This is a genomic window from Streptomyces sp. CB00316 (assembly GCF_001905595.1).
In the GTDB taxonomy this organism is placed as follows: Bacteria; Actinomycetota; Actinomycetes; order Streptomycetales; family Streptomycetaceae; genus Streptomyces.
The window spans coordinates 313,628-335,000 of record NZ_LIXI01000011.1 but is presented as its reverse complement, the minus strand read 5'-3'; the positions used below and the strand labels follow the sequence as shown (position 1 = coordinate 335,000).

The 21,373-nt window shown below is 69.7% G+C and carries 15 protein-coding genes, 3 rRNA genes and 1 pseudogene (1 of these 19 only partly in view); 15 read left to right on the top strand and 4 right to left on the bottom strand.

The annotated features are described in order from the left end of the window. The 5 genes from AMK21_RS28465 to AMK21_RS36745 form a co-directional block, all read left to right on the top strand. Positions 1–3,021, top strand: a 23S ribosomal RNA gene (locus AMK21_RS28465) (it extends 105 nt beyond the left edge of the window). A 79-nt stretch (positions 3,022–3,100) separates the two neighbouring features. Further along, positions 3,101–3,217, top strand: a 5S ribosomal RNA gene (gene rrf / locus AMK21_RS28460). A 389-nt stretch (positions 3,218–3,606) separates the two neighbouring features. Then, positions 3,607–3,723 (top strand): 5S ribosomal RNA (gene rrf, locus AMK21_RS28455). Positions 3,724–3,935: 212 nt separating this feature from the next. Further along, positions 3,936–5,276, top strand: coding sequence for a hypothetical protein (locus tag AMK21_RS36965; RefSeq protein ID WP_073882119.1), 1,341 nt, complete (start codon positions 3,936–3,938; stop codon positions 5,274–5,276). Continuing rightward, the gene (locus AMK21_RS36745) at positions 5,273–6,004 is read left to right on the top strand and encodes a tetratricopeptide repeat protein (RefSeq protein ID WP_073882039.1); all 732 of its coding nucleotides are present in this window, start codon (positions 5,273–5,275) and stop codon (positions 6,002–6,004) included. The genes AMK21_RS36965 and AMK21_RS36745 overlap by 4 nt, the downstream gene beginning before the upstream one ends. Before the next feature lie 81 nt (positions 6,005–6,085). Here AMK21_RS36745 and AMK21_RS28440 read toward each other — a convergent pair whose 3' ends face one another. Continuing rightward, positions 6,086–7,363, bottom strand: a complete 1,278-nt coding sequence (locus AMK21_RS28440) for a DUF1015 family protein (protein ID WP_073882038.1) — start codon at positions 7,361–7,363, stop codon at positions 6,086–6,088. A 71-nt stretch (positions 7,364–7,434) separates the two neighbouring features. Between AMK21_RS28440 and AMK21_RS28435 the strand changes: the two genes are divergently transcribed. Both AMK21_RS28435 and AMK21_RS28430 read left to right on the top strand, forming a co-directional pair. Then, positions 7,435–8,487, top strand: coding sequence for an HAD-IIA family hydrolase (locus AMK21_RS28435; RefSeq protein WP_073882037.1), 1,053 nt, complete (start codon positions 7,435–7,437; stop codon positions 8,485–8,487). Positions 8,488–8,623: 136 nt separating this feature from the next. Next, the gene (locus AMK21_RS28430; RefSeq protein ID WP_073882036.1) at positions 8,624–9,424 is read left to right on the top strand and encodes an ABC transporter ATP-binding protein; all 801 of its coding nucleotides are present in this window, start codon (positions 8,624–8,626) and stop codon (positions 9,422–9,424) included. Positions 9,425–9,496: 72 nt separating this feature from the next. On the opposite strand, the gene AMK21_RS28425 is transcribed toward AMK21_RS28430, so the two are convergent. Next, a complete protein-coding gene (locus AMK21_RS28425; protein WP_073882035.1) occupies positions 9,497–9,844 on the bottom strand; it encodes an SCP2 sterol-binding domain-containing protein in 348 nt (115 codons plus the stop codon). 42 nt (positions 9,845–9,886) lie between these two features. On the opposite strand from AMK21_RS28425, the gene AMK21_RS28420 reads away from it, so the two are divergent. The 6 genes from AMK21_RS28420 to AMK21_RS28395 all read left to right on the top strand — a co-directional run bounded on the left by AMK21_RS28420 (position 9,887) and on the right by AMK21_RS28395 (position 15,311). Further along, a complete protein-coding gene (locus AMK21_RS28420; RefSeq protein WP_073882034.1) occupies positions 9,887–10,228 on the top strand; it encodes a hypothetical protein in 342 nt (113 codons plus the stop codon). A 7-nt stretch (positions 10,229–10,235) separates the two neighbouring features. Then, positions 10,236–11,051: a TlyA family RNA methyltransferase gene (locus AMK21_RS28415; RefSeq protein ID WP_073882033.1), complete on the top strand. Its 816-nt coding sequence runs from the start codon at positions 10,236–10,238 to the stop codon at positions 11,049–11,051. Beyond that, positions 11,048–11,953 (top strand): NAD kinase, encoded by a 906-nt coding sequence (locus AMK21_RS28410; RefSeq protein WP_073882032.1) that lies wholly within the window; start codon positions 11,048–11,050, stop codon positions 11,951–11,953. The genes AMK21_RS28415 and AMK21_RS28410 overlap by 4 nt, the downstream gene beginning before the upstream one ends. A gap of 95 nt (positions 11,954–12,048) precedes the next feature. Beyond that, positions 12,049–13,794, top strand: a complete 1,746-nt coding sequence (gene recN, locus AMK21_RS28405; protein WP_073882031.1) for a DNA repair protein RecN — start codon at positions 12,049–12,051, stop codon at positions 13,792–13,794. An 81-nt stretch (positions 13,795–13,875) separates the two neighbouring features. Beyond that, the gene (locus tag AMK21_RS36740) at positions 13,876–14,004 is read left to right on the top strand and encodes a hypothetical protein (RefSeq protein WP_267893939.1); all 129 of its coding nucleotides are present in this window, start codon (positions 13,876–13,878) and stop codon (positions 14,002–14,004) included. 215 nt (positions 14,005–14,219) lie between these two features. Continuing rightward, on the top strand, positions 14,220–15,311 hold the full coding sequence (locus AMK21_RS28395; protein ID WP_073882029.1) for a glycosyltransferase family 4 protein: 1,092 nt from the start codon (positions 14,220–14,222) through the stop codon (positions 15,309–15,311). A gap of 25 nt (positions 15,312–15,336) precedes the next feature. On the opposite strand, the gene AMK21_RS28390 is transcribed toward AMK21_RS28395, so the two are convergent. Then, on the bottom strand, positions 15,337–16,962 hold the full coding sequence (locus AMK21_RS28390; protein WP_073882028.1) for a PucR family transcriptional regulator: 1,626 nt from the start codon (positions 16,960–16,962) through the stop codon (positions 15,337–15,339). Positions 16,963–17,116: 154 nt separating this feature from the next. Here AMK21_RS28390 and AMK21_RS36370 point away from each other — a divergent pair. Then, positions 17,117–17,287, top strand: a pseudogene (locus AMK21_RS36370) (branched-chain amino acid aminotransferase); the annotation flags it as partial. A gap of 112 nt (positions 17,288–17,399) precedes the next feature. Here the strand turns inward: AMK21_RS36370 and AMK21_RS28380 are convergent. Then, the gene (locus AMK21_RS28380) at positions 17,400–19,202 is read right to left on the bottom strand and encodes a glycoside hydrolase family 15 protein (protein WP_073882027.1); all 1,803 of its coding nucleotides are present in this window, start codon (positions 19,200–19,202) and stop codon (positions 17,400–17,402) included. A gap of 440 nt (positions 19,203–19,642) precedes the next feature. Here AMK21_RS28380 and AMK21_RS28375 point away from each other — a divergent pair, with 440 nt between their 5' ends. After that, positions 19,643–21,298 (top strand): CTP synthase, encoded by a 1,656-nt coding sequence (locus tag AMK21_RS28375; protein WP_073882026.1) that lies wholly within the window; start codon positions 19,643–19,645, stop codon positions 21,296–21,298. Positions 21,299–21,373: the final 75 nt, after the last annotated feature.

Genomic DNA, 21,373 nt, shown 5'->3' with positions numbered 1-21,373 from the left:
CGGGGGTTTCCGAATGGGGAAACCCGGCAGTCGTCATGGGCTGTCACCCGCTGCTGAACACATAGGCAGTGTGGAGGGAACGAGGGGAAGTGAAACATCTCAGTACCCTCAGGAAGAGAAAACAACCGTGATTCCGGGAGTAGTGGCGAGCGAAACTGGATGAGGCCAAACCGTATGTGTGTGATACCCGGCAGGGGTTGCGCATGCGGGGTTGTGGGAGTTCTCTTGATCAATCTGCCGATTGGTCGGCAAGTCAGAAACCGTTGGTGTAGGCGAAGGACATGCGAAAGGTCCGGCGTAGAGGGTAAGACCCCCGTAGCTGAAACATCAACGGCTTGCTTGAGAACCACCCAAGTAGCACGGGGCCCGAGAAATCCCGTGTGAATCTGGCGGGACCACCCGCTAAGCCTAAATATTCCCTGGTGACCGATAGCGGATAGTACCGTGAGGGAATGGTGAAAAGTACCGCGGGAGCGGAGTGAAATAGTACCTGAAACCGTGTGCCTACAAGCCGTGGGAGCGTCGCTGGCAGCACTTGTGCTGTCAGTCGTGACTGCGTGCCTTTTGAAGAATGAGCCTGCGAGTTAGCGGTGTGTAGCGAGGTTAACCCGTGTGGGGAAGCCGTAGCGAAAGCGAGTCCGAATAGGGCGTTTGAGTTGCACGCTCTAGACCCGAAGCGGAGTGATCTAGCCATGGGCAGGTTGAAGCGGAGGTAAGACTTCGTGGAGGACCGAACCCACCAGGGTTGAAAACCTGGGGGATGACCTGTGGTTAGGGGTGAAAGGCCAATCAAACTCCGTGATAGCTGGTTCTCCCCGAAATGCATTTAGGTGCAGCGTCGTGTGTTTCTTGCCGGAGGTAGAGCACTGGATAGGCGATGGGCCCTACCGGGTTACTGACCTTAGCCAAACTCCGAATGCCGGTAAGTGAGAGCGCGGCAGTGAGACTGTGGGGGATAAGCTCCATGGTCGAGAGGGAAACAGCCCAGAGCATCGACTAAGGCCCCTAAGCGTACGCTAAGTGGGAAAGGATGTGGAGTCGCAGAGACAACCAGGAGGTTGGCTTAGAAGCAGCCACCCTTGAAAGAGTGCGTAATAGCTCACTGGTCAAGTGATTCCGCGCCGACAATGTAGCGGGGCTCAAGCGTACCGCCGAAGTCGTGTCATTCATACACATAGGGCCAACGCCCGTATGGATGGGTAGGGGAGCGTCGTGTGCCGGGTGAAGCAGCCGCGGAAGCGAGTTGTGGACGGTTCACGAGTGAGAATGCAGGCATGAGTAGCGATACACACGTGAGAAACGTGTGCGCCGATTGACTAAGGGTTCCTGGGTCAAGCTGATCTGCCCAGGGTAAGTCGGGACCTAAGGCGAGGCCGACAGGCGTAGTCGATGGACAACCGGTTGATATTCCGGTACCCGCTTTGAAACGCCCAGTGCTGAATCAGGCGATGCTAAGTCCGTGAAGCCGGCCCGATCTCTTCGGAGTTGAGGGTAGTGGTGGAGCCGATGAACCAGACTTGTAGTAGGTAAGCGATGGGGTGACGCAGGAAGGTAGTCCAGCCCGGGCGGTGGTTGTCCCGGGGTAAGGGTGTAGCCCGTGTGGTAGGTAAATCCGTCACACGTTGAGGGTGAGACCTGATGCCGAGCCGATTGTGGTGAAGTGGATGATCCTATGCTGTCGAGAAAAGCCTCTAGCGAGTTTCATGGCGGCCCGTACCCTAAACCGACTCAGGTGGTCAGGTAGAGAATACCGAGGCGTTCGGGTGAACTATGGTTAAGGAACTCGGCAAAATGCCCCCGTAACTTCGGGAGAAGGGGGGCCATCACTGGTGATAGCACTTGCTGCTTGAGCTGGGGGTGGCCGCAGAGACCAGCGAGAAGCGACTGTTTACTAAAAACACAGGTCCGTGCGAAGCCGTAAGGCGATGTATACGGACTGACGCCTGCCCGGTGCTGGAACGTTAAGGGGACCGGTTAGTGCACTTTCGGGTGTGCGAAGCTGAGAACTTAAGCGCCAGTAAACGGCGGTGGTAACTATAACCATCCTAAGGTAGCGAAATTCCTTGTCGGGTAAGTTCCGACCTGCACGAATGGCGTAACGACTTCTCGACTGTCTCAACCATAGGCCCGGTGAAATTGCACTACGAGTAAAGATGCTCGTTTCGCGCAGCAGGACGGAAAGACCCCGGGACCTTTACTATAGTTTGATATTGGTGTTCGGTTCGGCTTGTGTAGGATAGGTGGGAGACTTTGAAGCGGCCACGCCAGTGGTTGTGGAGTCGTCGTTGAAATACCACTCTGGTCGTGCTGGATGTCTAACCTGGGTCCGTGATCCGGATCAGGGACAGTGTCTGATGGGTAGTTTAACTGGGGCGGTTGCCTCCTAAAGAGTAACGGAGGCGCCCAAAGGTTCCCTCAGCCTGGTTGGCAATCAGGTGTTGAGTGTAAGTGCACAAGGGAGCTTGACTGTGAGACCGACGGGTCGAGCAGGGACGAAAGTCGGGACTAGTGATCCGGCAGTGGCTTGTGGAAGCGCTGTCGCTCAACGGATAAAAGGTACCCCGGGGATAACAGGCTGATCTTCCCCAAGAGTCCATATCGACGGGATGGTTTGGCACCTCGATGTCGGCTCGTCGCATCCTGGGGCTGGAGTCGGTCCCAAGGGTTGGGCTGTTCGCCCATTAAAGCGGTACGCGAGCTGGGTTTAGAACGTCGTGAGACAGTTCGGTCCCTATCCGCTGCGCGCGCAGGAATATTGAGAAGGGCTGTCCCTAGTACGAGAGGACCGGGACGGACGAACCTCTGGTGTGCCAGTTGTCCTGCCAAGGGCATGGCTGGTTGGCTACGTTCGGAAAGGATAACCGCTGAAAGCATCTAAGCGGGAAGCCTGCTTCGAGATGAGTATTCCCACCCCCTTTGAGGGGTTAAGGCTCCCAGTAGACGACTGGGTTGATAGGCCAGATGTGGAAGCCCTGTAAGGGGTGGAGCTGACTGGTACTAATAGGCCGAGGGCTTGTCCTCAGTTGCTCGCGTCCACTGTGTTAGTTCTGAAATAACGAACGGCCGTGTTGTTGTCCGGTGTTGGTTAATTTCATAGTGTTTCGGTGGTCATTGCGTTAGGGAAACGCCCGGTTACATTCCGAACCCGGAAGCTAAGCCTTTCAGCGCCGATGGTACTGCAGGGGGGACCCTGTGGGAGAGTAGGACGCCGCCGAACAATTTTTCCGGGAAAGCCCCGCACCNCCCTAGTACGAGAGGACCGGGACGGACGAACCTCTGGTGTGCCAGTTGTCCTGCCAAGGGCATGGCTGGTTGGCTACGTTCGGAAAGGATAACCGCTGAAAGCATCTAAGCGGGAAGCCTGCTTCGAGATGAGTATTCCCACCCCCTTTGAGGGGTTAAGGCTCCCAGTAGACGACTGGGTTGATAGGCCAGATGTGGAAGCCCTGTAAGGGGTGGAGCTGACTGGTACTAATAGGCCGAGGGCTTGTCCTCAGTTGCTCGCGTCCACTGTGTTGTTCCCGGGTTGCGAACAGTTATCGCACCGGTTGAACAGTTTCACTACTTAATTGAAGAGTGTGCTTGTTCGCTAGAACCCGATAGGGTTTCGGTGGTCATTGCGTTAGGGAAACGCCCGGTTACATTCCGAACCCGGAAGCTAAGCCTTTCAGCGCCGATGGTACTGCAGGGGGGACCCTGTGGGAGAGTAGGACGCCGCCGAACAATCTTTCAAGGACCCATGGTCCCAGCGTTCACGCTGGGACCATGGGTCCTTTTGTTTTTGTCGAAGCGCGTCGGAGGGTCGGCTGCGCGAGAATGTCTGTGGTACCCGAAGACAGGAGTCACACCCATGTCCACCAACTCTCCCGACGATCGTCCGGAGCGCGAGCCGCGTCGCCGGGACGGTGGTGACCGGGGCGGTTACCGCGGTGGTCGTGACGACCGGTCCGGTTCCGCAGCGCCTCGCCGTGACAACGACCGCGGCCCGCGCCGTGACGACAGCCGGCCGACCGGTGGCGGCTTCCGCCGCGATGACCGTGACCGCGACCGGGATCGTGGGCCGCGTCGCGATGACAACCGCGGCGGTGGCTCCGGTGGCGGCTTCCGCCGTGACGACAACCGTGGAGGCAACTCCGGCGGTGGCTTCCGGCGGGATGACAACCGGGTTGGATCCTCCGGTGGTGGGTTCCGTCGCGATGACACCCGTGGAAGTGGCTCCGGCGGTGGGTTCCGTCGTGACGATGACCGTGGTGGCCGCCCCAGCGGTGGCGGCTTCGAGCGTCGTGATGACCGGCCGCGTGGGCCCCGTCGTGACGACGACCGCCCCAGCGGTGGCAGCTTCCCCCGTGACGACCGTGGCGGCAAGGCCGGGAGCGGCTTCCGTCGCGATGACAACCGCGGTGGCGGCTCCGGTGGTGGCTTCCGCCGTGACGATCGTGGTGGCGGCAGGCCCACTGGTGGCGGGTTCGAGCGTCGTGATGACCGGCCGCGTGGGCCGCGTCGCGATGACGACCGCCCCAGCGGTGGTGGCTTCCGCCGTGACGACAACCGCGGTGGCGGCTCCGGTGGTGGCTTCCGCCGTGACGACAACCGTGGCGGCAACGCCGGTGGTGGCTTCCGCCGTGACGACAACCGTGGCGGCAACGCCGGTGGTGGCTTCCGCCGCGATGACAATCGCGGTGGCGGCTCCGGCGATGGGTTCCGGCGTGACGACGACCGTGGTGCCCGTCCCAGCGGTGGCGGCTTCGAGCGTCGTGACGATCGGCCGCGTGGCCCTCGTCGTGACGACGACCGCCCCAGTGGCGGCGGCTTCCGGCGCGATGACAACCGGGGCGCTGGTTCCGGTGGTGGCTTCCGCCGTGACGACCGCGATCGGGACCGGGACCGTGGGCCCCGTCGCGATGACGACCGTGCTGGTTACCGCGGTGGTCAGCAGCGTGAGGACAGCCGTGGTGGCCGCCCGAGCGGTGGTGGGTCCGAGCGTCGTGACGATCGGCCGCGTGGGCCCCGTCGCGATGACGACCGTCCCAGTGGCGGCGGCTTCCGCCGTGACGACAACCGTGGTGGCGGCTCCGGCGGCGGCTTCCGCCGCGACGACCGTGACCGTGGCGGGGACCGTGGTGGTTACCGCGGCGGGCAGCGCGACGACCGTGACCGTGGCGGTTTCCGTGGCCGGGACGACCGTGACCGGGACCGTGAGCCGATCAAGCGGCTGCCCATCCCGGATGACGTCACCGGTGACGAGATCGACAAGGACGTACGCCAGGAGCTCATGAGCCTGCCGAAGACCCTGGCCGAGGATGTCGCGCGCAACCTCGTCATGGTGGCCCGGCTGATCGACGAGGACCCGGAGGAGGCGTACGCGTACGCCCGTATCGCCCTGCGGCTCGCCTCGCGCGTCGCCGCCGTGCGCGAAGCGGCCGGGTTCGCGGCCTACGCGACGCAGAAGTACGCGGAGGCGCTCGCCGAGTTCCGCGCGTCCCGGCGGATGACCGGGTCCGTGGATCTGTGGCCCGTCATGGCGGACTGCGAGCGCGGCCTCGGCCGGCCCGAGCGGGCGATGGCCATGGCCGGTGAGCCCGAGGTGCAGAAGCTGGACAAGGCCGGCCAGGTCGAGATGCGGCTCGTGGCTGCGGGCGCCCGTCGGGACATGGGGCAGATCGATGCCGCCATCGTCACGCTGCAGAGTCCCGAGCTGGCCTCCAGCTCCATCCAGCCGTGGACGCCGCGTCTGCGCTACGCCTACGCGGACGCGCTGCTGGAGGCAGGGCGCGAGGACGAGGCCCGTGAGTGGTTCGGCAAGGCCCTGGAGGCCGACAGGGACGGCTCGACCGACGCGTCGGACCGGCTTGCCGAGTTGGACGGGGTGGCGTTCGTCGATGTCCTGGGTGACGACGAGGGCGTGGAGTCCGTCGAGACCGAGGGACCCGTCTCCTCCTCTCTCGCCGACTCGCCTGAGGGCGACGACGTGGACGAGCGGGGCGACGGGGCGGGCAAGGCCTAGTCGCTGACAGCGGCTGGCTGACACAGGAAAGGGGCGGGATTCCCGAGGGAACTCCGCCCCTTTCTCGTGCCCGGCGGCTTCTCAGTCGATGGTCAGGCTGCGCATGACCAGGCCCGTCGCCGGCTTCGGGCCGAAGGACGTCGACTTACGGGGCATGGTGACGCCCTGTCTGGCCAGGTCCCGGACGACCTCTTCGCGTACCGGGTGCATGAGCACCGCCGTGGCGCCGAGGCGTTCGGCCTGTTCGACGGCGGCCTCGGTGTCGTGGATGTAGCCGATGTGCTCGGGAGCGTCGGGGATCCGCCAGACGTCGTCGAGCAGCGCCGAGTGCAGGACCGTTGCGTCCAGGGTGCGCCACGCCACGGGGCGGTCCGTGCGGATCGTACGGGCCAGCAGGGCCGGGTCCGGGCGGTCCACCAGGTGGAAGCGGCCGTCACCGGCGAGGAGAAACGCGTTGCCCTCGACAGCCGCGCCGGCCAGGGCGTCGAGCGCGCGGGGGAGCGGGCCTGCGACCGTACGGATCCGGAAGAGGCCCGTGAGGCCTTCGAGCGCCCGGGCAACCGGCAGGCCGCGCAGCAGCCGGTGGATCGCGCGGACCTGGAGCGGGTGGCGGGTCGTGTCGACGAGGAGGACGAGGCCGAAGTCCCAGGGGCCCGGGGCGGTCTGTTCCCGCTGGAGCCGGAGGTAGGTGGCCCAGCGGTGGTGGCCGTCGGCGATCAGCGCCTGGTGCCGGGCGAGATCTGTCTCGATCGCGACGCGCTCGGCAGGGTCGGTGACGGCCCAGAGGCGGTGGTGGAACCCGTCCTCCGTCGTGGTGGAGAGCAACGGGGGGCGCTCGGCCGTGCGCTCGATGACCGCCGCGGCCCCCTCCTCGGCCCCGCCGCTGCGGTAGGTCAGCAGCAGCGGTTCCAGGTGGGCCCGCATCGTCCGCATCAGCTCCGCGCGGTCCGCGACGATGTCGTCCATGACGTCCTCGTGCGGCAGCACGATGCCGTCGGCGGCAGGGGAGAGGGCCAGGGCGCCGATCAGGCCGCGCTGGAGGATCTCGTCGTTGCGCTGCTCGTAGACGTACAGCGTGGGCGCGGGGTCCGGGGCGATCACGCCTTCGGCCAGCCAGCGCTCCAGCGTCTTCGCCGCCTGCCGGTGCCGGTCCTCGGCGGTGTCCGCCTGGGGGAGGATGAGGCGCACGATGTTGTGCGGGTCCGCCGATTCCAGGTGGTGCAGACCGTCGGGCCTGACGACCACGTCGTACGGCGGCGAGGTCACCGCGGCCAGGCTGCCGACCCGCTCGGGGACATAACGCAGTCCACGGAACGGGATCAGCCGCAGCCCCTGCTCGTCGGGACCTGAAGTGTTCATCTGAGCATCGTATGTGTGCACGGGGCATGCGCGATGATCGGGGGAGAGGCATGAATGAGGAGCGGAGCCATATGAGCCAGCAGCACGACCGGTACCGGCCGGCGGGGAGCAGTACGGCGCTGAGCGCGGCGTACGACACGGCTCTCCTCGACCTGGACGGGGTGGTGTACGCGGGGGGCGAGGCGATCGTCCACGCCGTGGAGTCGCTGGGCACCGCGAGGGACGGCGGGATGCACCTCGCGTACGTCACCAACAACGCCCTGCGCACGCCGGACGCGGTGGCGGAGCACCTGACCGAGCTGGGCGTGCCCGCCGAGGCCGCCGATGTGATCACCTCCGCCCAGGCGGTCGCCCGGCTGATGGCCGACCAGCTGCCCGCCGGATCCCGGGTGCTGGTCGTCGGCGGCGAAGGGCTGCGGGTCGCGCTGCGGGAGCGCGGTCTGGTGCCGGTGGAATCGGCGGACGACGACCCGGTGGCCGTGGTCCAGGGGTACGGCGGGCCGGATCTGGCGTGGGGGCGGTTCGCCGAGGCGAGCTACGCCGTCGCGCGCGGGCTGCCGTGGTACGCGTCCAACACCGACCTGACCATTCCGGGCGCCCGGGGTATCGCGCCGGGCAACGGTGCAGCCGTGGAGGTCGTACGGATCGCCACCGGCGCCGAGCCCCAGGTCGCGGGAAAGCCGTTGCCGCCGATGCACCGGGAGACCGTGCTGCGGACCGGGGCGAAGCGGCCCCTCGTCGTCGGGGACCGGCTGGACACGGACATCGAGGGCGCGTTCAACGGGGGCGTGGACTCGCTGCTCGTGCTGACCGGGGTGACGGATGCGGCCCAGCTGCTCGCCGCACCGCCGCAGCACCGGCCGACGTATGTGGACCGGGATCTGCGGGGGCTGCTGACCGGGCAGCCCGATGTCACGTCGGAGCGTTCGGAGGGGGACGCGGGAGAGGTGTTCCGGTGCGGCGGGTGGACCGCGGCCGTACGTGACGGGGAGGACCTGGTCCTGGAGGGCGAGGGGGATCCGCTCGACGGGCTGCGGGCGCTCTGCGGGGCCGCGTGGACCTTCGCCGGGGAGGCGGCGTTCGGGCTGGACACGGAGGAAGCCGTCGCCGCGCTCGGGCTGTGACCGGCCCTCAGGGGGTGTGCCCGGACGGCCTGGGCGAGGGGCGCCAGGAGGAAGATAGGTTAACCTAACTTGGTGTTGGCCGGTGGTCCTTCCGGCCCTGATCCGCCGGACACCCCCTGCCTCCGGGAGTACGACCATGCAGCGCCTCACCGCACGATCGGTGACCCTCGGCTACGACCAGCGGGTCATCGCTGAGGATCTCTCGGTCGAGATACCCGACAACTCCTTCACGGTGATCGTCGGGCCCAACGCCTGCGGCAAGTCGACCCTGTTGCGCTCGCTCGCCCGGATGCTGAAGCCGAGCCGGGGCCAGGTGCTGCTGGACGGGCAGGTCATCCACCAGCTGCCCGCGAAGAAGGTCGCCCGCACGCTGGGGCTGCTGCCGCAGTCCTCCATCGCACCCGACGGCATCACCGTCGCCGACCTCGTCGCCCGGGGCCGCTACCCCCATCAAGGGTTGCTCCGGCAGTGGTCGCCGGAGGACGAGCGGGTGGTCCAGGAGTCCATGGAGTCGACCGGAGTGGCTGCTCTCGCCGACCGCTACGTCGACGAGCTCTCCGGCGGCCAGCGGCAGCGGGTCTGGATCGCCATGGCCCTGGCCCAGCAGACGCCGCTGCTGCTGCTCGACGAGCCGACGACGTACCTCGACATCCAGCACCAGATCGATGTCCTCGACCTGTGTGCGGAGCTGCACGAGACCCAGGGGCGCACGCTCGTCGCCGTACTTCATGATCTGAACCACGCCGCGCGGTACGCCACGCATCTCATCGCGATGCGGGAGGGGGAGATCGTCGCGGAGGGGGCGCCTTCGGACGTGGTCGACGCGGAGTTGGTGGAGCGGGTGTTCGGGATGCGGTGTCAGGTGATCGACGACCCTGAGACCGGGACGCCCCTGGTCGTGCCCGCGGCCCGGAAGGCGCGTCAGGCTGCCGCCTGAAGGTCGGTGAACGGGTGGGGGTGGCGCCCTGGTGGGCGGCTTTGTCCTCCATTGCCGGACGGGCTTGATGCGCTACAGCAGTGATCTCAGTCTCAGCAGGTCCCGGAAGCCCGCCTCCAGGCGTACGCGGCCCGATGCCCACGCCTTCGCGAAGTTCAGGTCGCCGTCGACCAGGGCCACCAGGTCGTCACCCGTCATCATGAGCCGGATCTCGGCCTTCTCGCGGGGCGGGCCCTCGACGGTGCCCTGCACCCGGATCCGGCCGTCGGCCAGGCGGCCGGTGAACGTGATGTCGAGGTCCTTGATGTGACAGCTCAGCGAGCGGTCGAGCGCGGCGGCGCCGCGTACGTCGCCGTCGGCCGTCGCGAGGTTGTCGGAGAGTTTGTCGAGCGCGCTGCGGCACTCCGCCATGGTCGCCATCGTCCTCGACGGTACACCGGCCCGTCGCGGTAGCGTTTCGGCATGAGCGACTGGACGCCGGAGGCGGGAACCCCGCCCGTGAGCACGCCCGAGGAGCCGGACCTGCCACAGGACGGGCCCGTGGCCGACGCGGCCTCCTTCGAGCCCGCCGAGCCCGCACCCCTGGGCGTGGAGCGCACCCCCACCGGCCGGGCCGAGGTCGACGCCCTGCTGGAGCGGCTGGCCGACGCGGACCACCTCCCGGCGGACGGGCACACCGAGGTGTACGAGGATGTACACCGTGGGCTCAAGGATGCGCTGACCTCGCTGGACACCCGTCCGGCCGCCACACCCGGGCCCAGGCCCGTCACACCCGCGTACGACACGCACGACCACAGGAGCTGAACCGAACGTGGCAGGAGTGGCACGTCGCCGCCTCGACGCCGAGCTGGTACGCCGCAAGCTCGCCCGCTCGCGCGAGCACGCGAGCCAGCTGATCGCCGCGGGGCGGGTCACCGTCGGCCGGACCACCGCTACCAAACCCGCCACCCAGGTCGAGACGGCCGCCGCGATCGTGGTGACCGAGGACGACGACGACCCCGACTACGTCTCGCGCGGCGGGCACAAGCTGGCCGGGGCGCTCGCCGCCTTCGTCCCGCTCGGGCTGGCCGTCGAGGGGCGGCGGGCCCTGGACGCCGGCGCGTCGACCGGCGGGTTCACCGATGTCCTGCTGCGGGCCGGGGCGCGGCAGGTCGTCGCGGTCGACGTCGGGTACGGGCAGCTCGCCTGGTCGCTCCAGTCGGATGAACGCGTCGTCGTCAAGGACCGTACCAATGTGCGGGAGTTGACATTGGAGGACATCGACGGGGAGGCGGTCGGCCTGGTGGTGGGGGATCTGTCCTTCATTCCGCTCGGGCTCGTGCTGCCCGCCCTCGCCCGGTGCGCCGCGCCCGACGCGGACCTGGTCCTCATGGTCAAGCCGCAGTTCGAGGTGGGCAAGGAGCGGCTCGGCAGCGGCGGGGTGGTGCGGAGTGGGGAGCTGCGCGCCGAAGTGGTACGTGAAGTGGCGCGCCGGGCCTGGGGACTCGGGCTCGGCGTACGAGGGGTGACGGCCAGTCCGCTGCCCGGCCCCTCGGGGAACGTCGAGTACTTTCTGTGGCTGCGGGCCGGCGCACCTGAGCTGGATCCCGCGGATGTCGACCGTGCAGTGGCGGAGGGGCCTCGTTGACGACGAATGCGGCACGAACAGTCTTCCTTTTGGCGCACACAGGCCGCCCGGCCGCGATCCGCAGCGCGGAGCTCGTCGTGCAGGGTCTGCTGCGCAACGGGCTCGGCGTACGGGTCCTGGCGACCGAGGCGACCGATCTGCCGCTCCCGGACGCCGTGGAGACGGTCACCGACACATCGCCCGCCGCAGTCGACGGCTGCGAGCTGCTGATCGTCCTCGGCGGTGACGGCACCCTGCTGCGTGGCGCGGAGTTCTCCCGCGCCTCCGGGGTGCCGATGCTCGGCGTCAACCTGGGCCGCGTCGGCTTCCTCGCCGAAGCCGAGCGCGACGACCTCGACCAGGTGGTCTCCCGGGTCGTCACCCGTGACTACGACGTCGAGGAGCGCATGACGATCGACGTCATCGTGCACAGCAACGGTGACATCGTCCACACCGACTGGGCCCTCAACGAGGCGGCAGTGCAGAAGGTGTCGCCCGAGCGGATGCTCGAAGTCGTGCTGGAGATCGACGGCCGCCCGGTCACCGGGTTCGGCTGCGACGGGATCGTCTGCGCCACCCCGACCGGCTCGACCGCGTACGCCTTCTCGGCGGGCGGGCCCGTCGTCTGGCCCGAGGTCGAGGCGCTGCTGATGGTCCCGATCAGCGCCCACGCCCTGTTCGCCAAGCCACTGGTGACCTCCCCGACCTCGGTGCTGGCCGTCGAGGTCCAGCCGCACACCCCGCACGGGGTGCTGTGGTGCGACGGGCGCCGGACCGTGGAGCTGCCCGCCGGCGCGCGGGTCGAGGTGCGGCGCGGGGCGGTGCCCGTACGGCTGGCGCGGCTGCACCAGGCCTCGTTCACGGACCGTCTGGTGGCGAAGTTCGCGCTGCCCGTCTCGGGGTGGCGGGGCGCGCCCCACTGACCGCTCCGACGGCGCCCGACGGCCTCCGTGATCCCCGGGAGAGTGAATCCGGGAGCGGGGGCCGTCGCGCGTCCGCCTCGGAACCTCGTAAGGTCATGTCCGTGTTGGAGGAGATGCGGATACGGTCGCTCGGAGTCATCGACGACGCGGTGGTGGAGCTGTCACCCGGTTTCACCGCGGTGACGGGTGAGACCGGCGCGGGCAAGACCATGGTCGTCACGAGCCTCGGGCTGCTGCTCGGCGGGCGCGCCGACCCCGCCCTCGTACGGGTCGGGGCCAAGGCCGCGGTCGTCGAGGGCAGGATCACGGTGTCCGAGGGCGACGCGGCGGCGCTGCGGGCAGAGGAGGCCGGGGCGGAACTCGACGACGGTGCGCTGCTCATCAGCCGTACCGTTTCGGCGGAAGGACGCTCACGGGCCCATCTCGGCGGCAGATCCGTGCCGGTGGGGGTCCTCACCGAGCTCGCGGACGAGCTGGTCGCCGTGCACGGGCAGACCGACCAGCAGGGGCTGCTCAAGCCCGCGCGGCAGCGGCAGGCGCTGGACCGGTACGCCGGGGACGGTGTGGAGGTCCCGCACGCGAAGTACGCGGCGGCCTATCGGCGGCTGCGCGCCGTCGCCACCGAGCTGGAGGAGCTGACCACCCGGGCCCGGGAACGGGCCCAGGAGGCGGATCTGCTGCGCTTCGGGCTGAACGAGGTCGCCGCCGTGGAGCCGTTGCCGGGGGAGGACACCGAGCTGGCCGCCGAGGCGGAACGGCTCGGGCACGCGGAGGCCCTCGCCTCCGCGGCCTCCCTCGCGCACACAGCGCTGGCGGGGAACCCGGAGGACCCCGAGGGCGTCGACGCCACGACGGTGGTCGCCGCCGCCGGGCAGTCCCTGGAGGCGGTCCGGGCCCACGACCCGGCGCTGGCCGCGCTGGCCGACCGGATCGGGGAGATCTCCATCCTGATCGCCGACGTCTCCGGCGAGCTCGCCGGGTACGCCGACCAGCTGGAGGCCGATCCGCTGCGGCTGGCCGCCGTGGAGGAGCGGCGGGCCGCGCTCACCACCCTGACCCGTAAGTACGGCGAGGACGTCGCTGCCGTGCTCGCCTGGGCCCAGGAAGGCGCGGGTCGGCTCACCGAGCTGGAGGGCGACGACGAGCGGATCGGCGAGCTGACGGCCGAGCGCGACGCGTTGCGCGCCGAACTCTCCGCTCTCGGACAGACGTTGACCGACGCCCGTACGGAGGCCGCCGCCCGGTTCGCCGAGGCGGTGACAGAGGAGCTGGCCTCGCTCGCGATGCCGCACGCCCGGGTCTCCTTCGCCATCCGGCAGACCGAGGCGGCGGACGAGGCGTCCGGCATCGACATCGGCGGACGGAGCGTCGTCTACGGCCCTTCGGGCGCCGACGAGGTGGAACTGCTGCTCGCTCCGCACCCCGGGGCCCAGCCCCGGCCGATCGCCAAGGGCGCCTCGGGCGGTGAGCTCTCCCGGGTGATGCTCGCGGTCGAGGTCGTCTTCGCGGGCTCCGACCCGGTGCCGACGTACCTCTTCGACGAGGTCGACGCGGGTGTCGGGGGCAAGGCGGCGGTCGAGGTCGGGCGGCGCCTGGCCAAGCTCGCCCGCTCCGCCCAGGTGGTCGTCGTGACGCACCTGCCGCAGGTGGCGGCCTTCGCCGACCGCCAGCTGCTGGTCGAGAAGACCGTGGACGGCTCGGTGACCCGGAGCGGGGTCACGGTCCTGGAGGGCGAGGACCGGGTCCGGGAGCTGTCCCGGATGCTGGCGGGCCAGGAGGACTCCGAGACGGCCCGCGCCCACGCCGAGGAGCTGCTGGCGACGGCGCGCAAGGACGGGTGACGACGGGTGCGGGTCCGGGCGGGGGGTCTCCCGTCCGGACCCGCACGCGTATCCAGGTCTGCCCGAGGGGGTGCGGCCGGGGTGTTCGCCGGGCTGCTGATCGGGGAGCGGGCGGTGGACGGGGTGCTGACGGGTGTGGTCATCGCCGGCACCGCCCATCTGGTGAACCTCGTCGATGTGGGGCCGGGGGCGGGGCCTCGGGGGTGCTGAGGCGCGCGGCGGGGGCTGCGGGACGGTGAAGGGGTTGCGGAACGCCGGCGGTGGCAACATCGCGCCCTCTGATTCACCCGTGAGAGTGATGCGATGTGGCCGGTTGTCGCTGCGTGCCCGGCAGCAACGTTCCGGCAGTCCCGGAACGTGCGTACGGACTGGCATCCTTGGCGCTGTACCTACCGCCGACTCCGGGACCCCGGGAGCCAATCAACGTGTCACAGCTGCGTACGGTCCAAGTCCTGGGCGGCGGCAGTGCGGGCAGCAGCGCGCACGTCAGTTCGCTCGCCGCGGGGCTGGTGGCGCGCGGGGTGCAGGTCACCGTCTGCGCCCCGCCCGCGGTGGACCACGCTTACGACTTCACGGCGACCGGGGCCCGCTTCCTGCCGGTGCCCCGGCGCAGCGACCCGGCCGCCGTCGCCGCGCTCCGCGCCGCCTGCGCGGGGGCCGACGTGGTCCACGCCCACGGGCTGCACGCCGCCTCCCGGACCGCCTTCGCCCTGAGCGGGCGGACCGTGCCCCTGGTGCTGACCTGGCACACCCGCCGGTACGCCGAGGGGGCGCGCCGCCAGATCCTGCATCTGCTGGAGCGAAGGGCCGTACGGGCGGCCGCCGTTGTCCTCGCCCCCTCCTCCGACCTGGTGGACCGGGCGCGGGTCCGAGGGGCCCGCGACGCGCGGCTGGCCCCGGTGGCCGCCCCGGTACCGCGCTCCGCCGGCACCCTGCACGACGGCAAGGCGCGGGCCGAACTGGGCGCGGTCGAGCGGCCGTTGCTGATGGCTGTCGGCAGCCTCGTGCCGCACCACGGCTTCAACACCCTGCTGGACGCCGCCCGTGTCTGGCGCGGGCTCGACCCCGTGCCCCTGCTCGTCATCGCGGGGGAGGGGCGCGACCGGGCCTCTCTGCAACAGCGCATCCGGGACGAGGAGTTGCCCGTGCGGCTGATCGGATGCCGGGACGACGTCGGCGAGTTGATCGCCGCCGCCGACCTGGCCGTGCTGCCCAGCCGCTGGGAGGGCCGCTCCCTGCTGGCGCAGGAGGCGCTGCGGCTGGGGGTGCCGCTGGTCGCGACCGAGGTCGGCGGTGTGCCCGAACTGGTCGGTGAGGCCGCCGAACTGGTGCCGTCCGGCAACGCCGAGGCGCTCGCCCGTACGGTCGTGCGGCTGCTGGGAGACCCCGAGCGGTGCGCGTGGCTGGCCGAGGCCGGGCGGGAGCAGGCGGCGAACTGGCCGACCGAGGACGACACCATCGCCCATGTGCTCAGTGTCTACGACGAGTTGGCGCAGCCGCTCGCTTCACAATCCTAGTAGGGCAGCGGTCACGACAAGGACCCTAGCGCGTGTGGCGGCGGGCCCGCAGCGCCAGGCTGAGGGCCAGGACCGTCTGCGGGTCGTCCAGGTCCGTGCCCAGCAGTTCGCCGATCCGGGCCAGCCGGTTGTAGAGCGTCTGGCGGTTGAGGTGCAGCTCGCGGGCGGTCTCCGCCTTGCGGCCCGCGTGCGCCAGATACGCCTGGAGCGTCGGCAGCAGCGGCGGGCGCGAGGTGCGGTCGTGCTCGCGCAGCGGACCGATCGCCCGGTTCACGAACGCCGCCAGGTCCGGGTGGTCCCGCAGCCGCCACAGCAGCAGGTCGGTGTCGAGGCGCCGGGCGTCGTACCAGGGCCGGTCGTCCAGTCCCTGCGCCGCCGTGGCCGTCTCCGAGGCGTGCCGCAGCCCCGCGCCCGCCGCCGCCCAGCTTCCGGCGACACCGACCACGACCACCGGCGGCTGCGACCCGGCGCGGTCGAGGCCGGCCCGCCCCACGCCCGCCCGCAGTGCCGCGGCGACCCGGTCCGCGACCGCCGTGCGCTCACCCTCCGAGCGCAGCCCGAGCAGCAGCGGGACCCGCCCCTCCACCGGCCGCACGCCCAGCAGCACCGGCACGCCGACCGGGGCCAGCTCCTCCAGCACCGCGCGGGCCAGCAGCGCCCAGTTGCCCGAGGGGGACAGCTCGGGCGCCAGCCGCATCACGACCGGGAGGAGCGGGGTGTCCCCGGGCCGGAAGCCGAGCACCCGGGCCTGGGCCGGGGCGTCCTCCGGGGTGATCCTGCCCTCCGCGAGATCGGTGAGGAAGTCGCCCCGGCCCCGCGCCGCCAGCTCCTCCTCCTGCCGGGCCTGCATCAGGACCACGGCAAGCAGGCCCGCCGCCCGCTCGGCCGCCATCCGGTGCACGGTGGCCAGCGGGCCCGAGACGGCGAGCAGCACCAGCCGGGCCCGTACGGCACCGGTGTCCGGACCGCCGCCCGGTACGTCCACCAGGAGCGCACCGACCGGCGGCGACTCCCGGGCCGCCCGGTCGCCGCGCATGCCCTCCCAGACCTGGAGCGGGTCCGCGCCCACCGGACCCGTGCCCGTGGACGCCGCGTACAGGAGCTGCCCGTCCGGCGTCTCCAGGAAGACCGGGTTGGCGGTGAAATCGGCGAGGATCCCGAGGACCTGCGGCACCCCGCCACCGTCCAGCAGCGCCCGGGTGGCGCGCCGGTGCACCTCCTCCGCCTGCTGGAGCAGGGCGTAATGCCCGTTGACGATCTCGGTGTGCACCTCCTCGGTCACCGCGACGAACGGCACCTCGCGGTGGAGCTGCACCAGCGGAAGACCCGCCGCGCGGGCCGCGTCCACGATGGAGGCGGGCAGCCTGCTGAAGCGCGGGCCCAGCTCCACCACCAGGGCGGCGATGCCCCGGTCGGCGAGGCGGCGGACGAACGCCCGCTGCTCGGCGGGGCGGGTGCCGAGGCCCAGGCCCGTCGTGAGGAGCAGCTCGCCGCCCTTGAGGAGCGAGGCGATGTTGGGCACCTCGCCCGCGTGCACCCAGCGCACGGTGCGGCTCAGCCGGTCCGCGCCGGCCACCACCTCAGGGAGCCCCGCACGCAGCCCCGGCAGCTCCAGTGCCCGCTGCACGGTGATTCCGCTGTGGCTCTCCACGTACCCGGCCCGCTTTCCCCTTGTTCGGCGCCCGTACCCCGGGCGGTCGTCCTGTTCAGGACGCTACCGCCCGGGGCGCGGGGTGCGCATGGCAGGGGAGGCGTGGGAGGCGGTCGCCTGGCGCGACGGGCGGTAGCCACCGCCCGGTCGGCAGTTCGCGGGCCACGCCCACTTCACCGCCATGCCGAGCCGCGACGGTCGGATCCGCGGCCCGTACCTCCACCTGGAGCGGCTGCGGTCGGCACCGGTGGAGCCGGCCGGCCGGGCCATGCCCGCTGAACCGGTCCGCTCCCACCTGCGTACCGCACTCCGCGCAGGCCCGGCCGGCCCACGTCGGTGAGGTGGGCCGGGACCGACCTCCTCCGCGAGACCGTCGCCGAGGGCTTCGGCGACGCCGGCCTTCCCGGACAGGGAAGGCCGGTTCAGCGAGGAGACCCTCAGCCCACGTACGCCCCGCTCGCCGTCAGCCGCAGGGCCGTGTCGATCAGCGGGACGTGGCTGAACGCCTGCGGGAAGTTCCCCACCTGGCGCTGGAGGTTGGAGTCCCACTCCTCGGCCAGCAGGCCCAGGTCGTTGCGGAGCGCCAGCAGCTTCTCGAAGAGCTGGCGCGCCTCGTCGACCCGGCCGATCATCGCGAGGTCGTCGGCCATCCAGAACGAGCAGGCCAGGAACGCGCCTTCGTCGCCGGCCAGACCGTCGACGCCCGCCTCGTCGCCCTCGGTGGGGTAGCGCAGGATGAAGCCGTCCTCCGTGGACAGCTCCCGCTGGATCGCCTCGATCGTGCCGATGACCCGCTTGTCGTCCGGCGGCAGGAAGCCCATCTGCGGGATGAGCAGCAGGGAGGCGTCCAGCTCCTTCGACCCGTAGGACTGGGTGAAGGTGTTGCGCTCCTTGTCATAGCCGCGCTCGCAGACGTCCCGGTGGATTTCGTCGCGGAGCTCGTACCACCGCTCCAGCGGGCCCTCGACGTCCCCGGACTCGACCAGCTTGATCGTCCGGTCGACCGCGACCCATGCCATCACCTTGGAGTGCACGAAGTGGCGGCGCGGACCGCGCACCTCCCAGATGCCCTCGTCGGGCTCCTCCCAGTGCTTCTCCAGGTACTCGATCAGCTTGAGCTGGAGGCCCATCGCGTAGTCGTTGCGCGTCAGCCCCGTCATGTGCGCCAGGTGGAGCGCCTCGGTGACCTCGCCGTAGACGTCGAGCTGGAGCTGGTTGGCGGCGCCGTTGCCGACGCGGACCGGGCCGGAGTTCTCGTAGCCGGGCAGCCAGTCCAGCTCCGCCTCGCCGAGCTCGCGCTCGCCGGCGATGCCGTACATGATCTGGAGGTTCTCCGGGTCGCCCGCCACCGCCCGCAGCAGCCACTCACGCCACGCCCGGGCCTCTTCCCGGTAGCCGGTGCGCAGCAGCGAGGAGAGGGTGATCGCGGCGTCCCGCAGCCAGGTGTAGCGGTAGTCCCAGTTCCGTACGCCTCCGATCTCCTCGGGGAGCGAGGTGGTCGGCGCGGCGACGATGCCGCCGGTCGGGGCGTACGTGAGGGCCTTGAGGGTGATCAGGGAGCGGACGACCGCCTCCCGATAGGGCCCGTGGTACGTACACTGATCGACCCATTCGCGCCAGAACAGCCCGGTCGCCTCCAATGACCCCTCCGGGTCGGGGAGGGCGGGCGGCTCACGGTGCGAGGGCTGCCAGCTGATCGTGAAGGCCACCCGGTCGCCGGGTCCGACGGTGAAGTCGGAGTAGGTGGTCAGGTTCTTGCCGTAGGTGTCCGCCTCGGTGTCCAGCCAGACGGAGTCCGGCCCGGCGACGGCGACCGTACGGCCGTCCACCTTGTGCACCCAGGGGGTCACCCGGCCGTAGCTGAACCGCATCCGCAGTTCCGAGCGCATCGGCACCCGGCCGCTGACGCCCTCCACGATCCGGATGAGCTGCGGTGCCCCGTCTCGCGGGGGCATGAAATCGGTCACCCGTACGGTGCCGCGCGATGTGTCCCACTCCGATTCCAGGATGAGGGAGTCACCGCGATAGCGGCGCCGGTCCGCGGAGGGCGGCTCGGCCCCTTCCGGCCTCGCGGGACCCAGACGCCAGAAGCCGTGCTCCTCGGTGCCCAGCAGTCCTGCGAAGACGGCGTGCGAATCGAAGCGGGGTAGGCACAGCCAGTCCGCTGTGCCGTCCCGGCAGACCAAGGCAGCGGTCTGCATGTCTCCGATGAGTGCGTAATCCTCGATGCGCCCGGCCACGTGCGTCTCCAGTCGAACGGCCATGTCGCCCCGTCCGGGGCGCTTACTGGGGTCTAGGGGGTCGTAGGGTCTTTCACCCTGGAGGAACCGACGAGTTCCTGTACCGGTAGCGGGCCAATTGGTGCCGCCGCCCGGCCGTCTCGGCAGCGAGTGTCCGAGCAGGATACGACGCGGTACGAAGATCCGCGCGACGGTCCCCGCAACATCTCTGAGCTGATCGGGTGGGACGTGAAACGACTGAGGTGATGCTGTGACGTCCCTGTGCAGGGTGTGGCCGGAAGCGGCCTCCCCTCGTCGCTGATACCCTGGTAGCCCGTGGACCGGTGGTCGTTCGCGACAGCGCACGAGGCCCCCGAACCGCAGCGACGGCGCCCCCGGAACCCCCGGTTCGGCGGCCGGTACGCACCTCACAACCGCGACCACGGGAGCCCCCTTTGGCTATGCAGCCCACATCCACGACGACCAAGCACATCTTCGTCACCGGGGGTGTCGCCTCCTCCCTCGGCAAGGGTCTGACTGCCTCCAGCCTGGGTGCCCTGCTCAAGGCGCGTGGCCTGCGGGTCACGATGCAGAAGCTCGACCCCTACCTCAACGTCGACCCCGGCACGATGAACCCGTTCCAGCACGGTGAGGTGTTCGTCACCAACGACGGCGCCGAGACCGACCTGGACATCGGGCACTACGAGCGCTTCCTCGACGTGGACCTCGACGGCTCCGCCAACGTGACGACCGGCCAGGTCTACTCGCAGGTCATCGCCAAGGAGCGGCGCGGCGAGTACCTGGGCGACACCGTCCAGGTCATCCCGCACATCACCAACGAGATCAAGCACCGCATCCGCCGCATGGCCACCGACGACGTGGACGTCGTCATCACCGAGGTCGGCGGCACGGTCGGCGACATCGAGTCGCTGCCGTTCCTGGAGACCGTCCGCCAGGTCCGCCACGAGGTCGGCCGCGACAACGTCTTCGTCGTGCACATCTCGCTGCTGCCCTACATCGGCCCCTCCGGCGAGCTGAAGACCAAGCCGACCCAGCACTCGGTCGCCGCCCTGCGCAACATCGGTATCCAGCCGGACGCCATCGTGCTGCGCGCCGACCGTGAGGTCCCGACCTCCATCAAGCGCAAGATCTCGCTGATGTGTGACGTCGACGAGGCCGCGGTCGTCGCCGCGATCGACGCCAAGTCGATCTACGACATCCCCAAGGTGCTGCACACCGAGGGCCTGGACGCCTACGTCGTCCGCAAGCTCGACCTGCCCTTCCGGGACGTCGACTGGACCACCTGGGACGACCTCCTGGACCGCGTCCACAACCCCGACCACGAGGTCACCGTCGCCCTGGTCGGCAAGTACATCGACCTGCCCGACGCCTACCTCTCGGTCATCGAGGCCATTCGCGCCGGCGGCTTCGCCAACAAGGCCCGGGTCACCATCAAGTGGGTCACGTCCGACGACTGCCGCACCGCCGCCGGTGCCGCCGAGCACCTGGGCGACGTCGACGCGATCTGCATCCCCGGAGGCTTCGGCGAGCGCGGGGTCGACGGCAAGGTCGGCGCCATCCGCTACGCCCGTGAGAACAAGGTCCCGCTGTTGGGCCTCTGCCTGGGCCTCCAGTGCATCGTGATCGAGGCGGCCCGCTCGCTGGCCGAGATCCCCGACGCCAACTCCACCGAGTTCGACGCCGCCACCTCCCACCCGGTCATCTCGACCATGGAGGAGCAGCTCGCCTACGTCGAGGGCGCGGGCGACCTCGGCGGCACCATGCGGCTCGGCCTCTACCCGGCCAAGCTCGCCGAGGGCTCCCTGGTGCGCGAGGCGTACGCGGGCGAGCCGTACGTCGAGGAGCGCCACCGCCACCGCTACGAGGTCAACAACGCCTACCGCGGTGAGTTGGAGAAGAAGGCCGGACTGGTCTTCTCCGGCACATCCCCGGACAACAAGCTCGTCGAGTACGTCGAGTACCCGCGCGAGGTCCACCCCTACCTGGTCGCCACCCAGGCCCACCCCGAGCTCCGCTCCCGCCCGACCCGCCCGCACCCGCTCTTCGCCGGTCTGGTGAAGGCGGCCGTCGCGCGCAAGACCGGCGCGGCCGAGTAGTTCCGAGGCATTACGGTTGACCGGGGTACGGATCCCATGCGGACACGTGCCCCGGTTTCTCGTTTTGTACGTGGT

Coding starts and splice junctions, on each gene's coding strand:
- AMK21_RS28375 (WP_073882026.1), top strand. CDS start 19,643: ATGCAGCCCACATCCACGACGACCAAGCACATCTTCGTCACCGGGGGT.
- recN (WP_073882031.1), top strand. CDS start 12,049: ATGTCCGTGTTGGAGGAGATGCGGATACGGTCGCTCGGAGTCATCGAC.
- AMK21_RS28430 (WP_073882036.1), top strand. CDS start 8,624: ATGCAGCGCCTCACCGCACGATCGGTGACCCTCGGCTACGACCAGCGG.
- AMK21_RS36745 (WP_073882039.1), top strand. CDS start 5,273: ATGAGCCTGCCGAAGACCCTGGCCGAGGATGTCGCGCGCAACCTCGTC.
- AMK21_RS28420 (WP_073882034.1), top strand. CDS start 9,887: ATGAGCGACTGGACGCCGGAGGCGGGAACCCCGCCCGTGAGCACGCCC.
- AMK21_RS28425 (WP_073882035.1), bottom strand. CDS start 9,844: ATGGCGACCATGGCGGAGTGCCGCAGCGCGCTCGACAAACTCTCCGAC.
- AMK21_RS28435 (WP_073882037.1), top strand. CDS start 7,435: ATGAGCCAGCAGCACGACCGGTACCGGCCGGCGGGGAGCAGTACGGCG.
- AMK21_RS28440 (WP_073882038.1), bottom strand. CDS start 7,363: ATGAACACTTCAGGTCCCGACGAGCAGGGGCTGCGGCTGATCCCGTTC.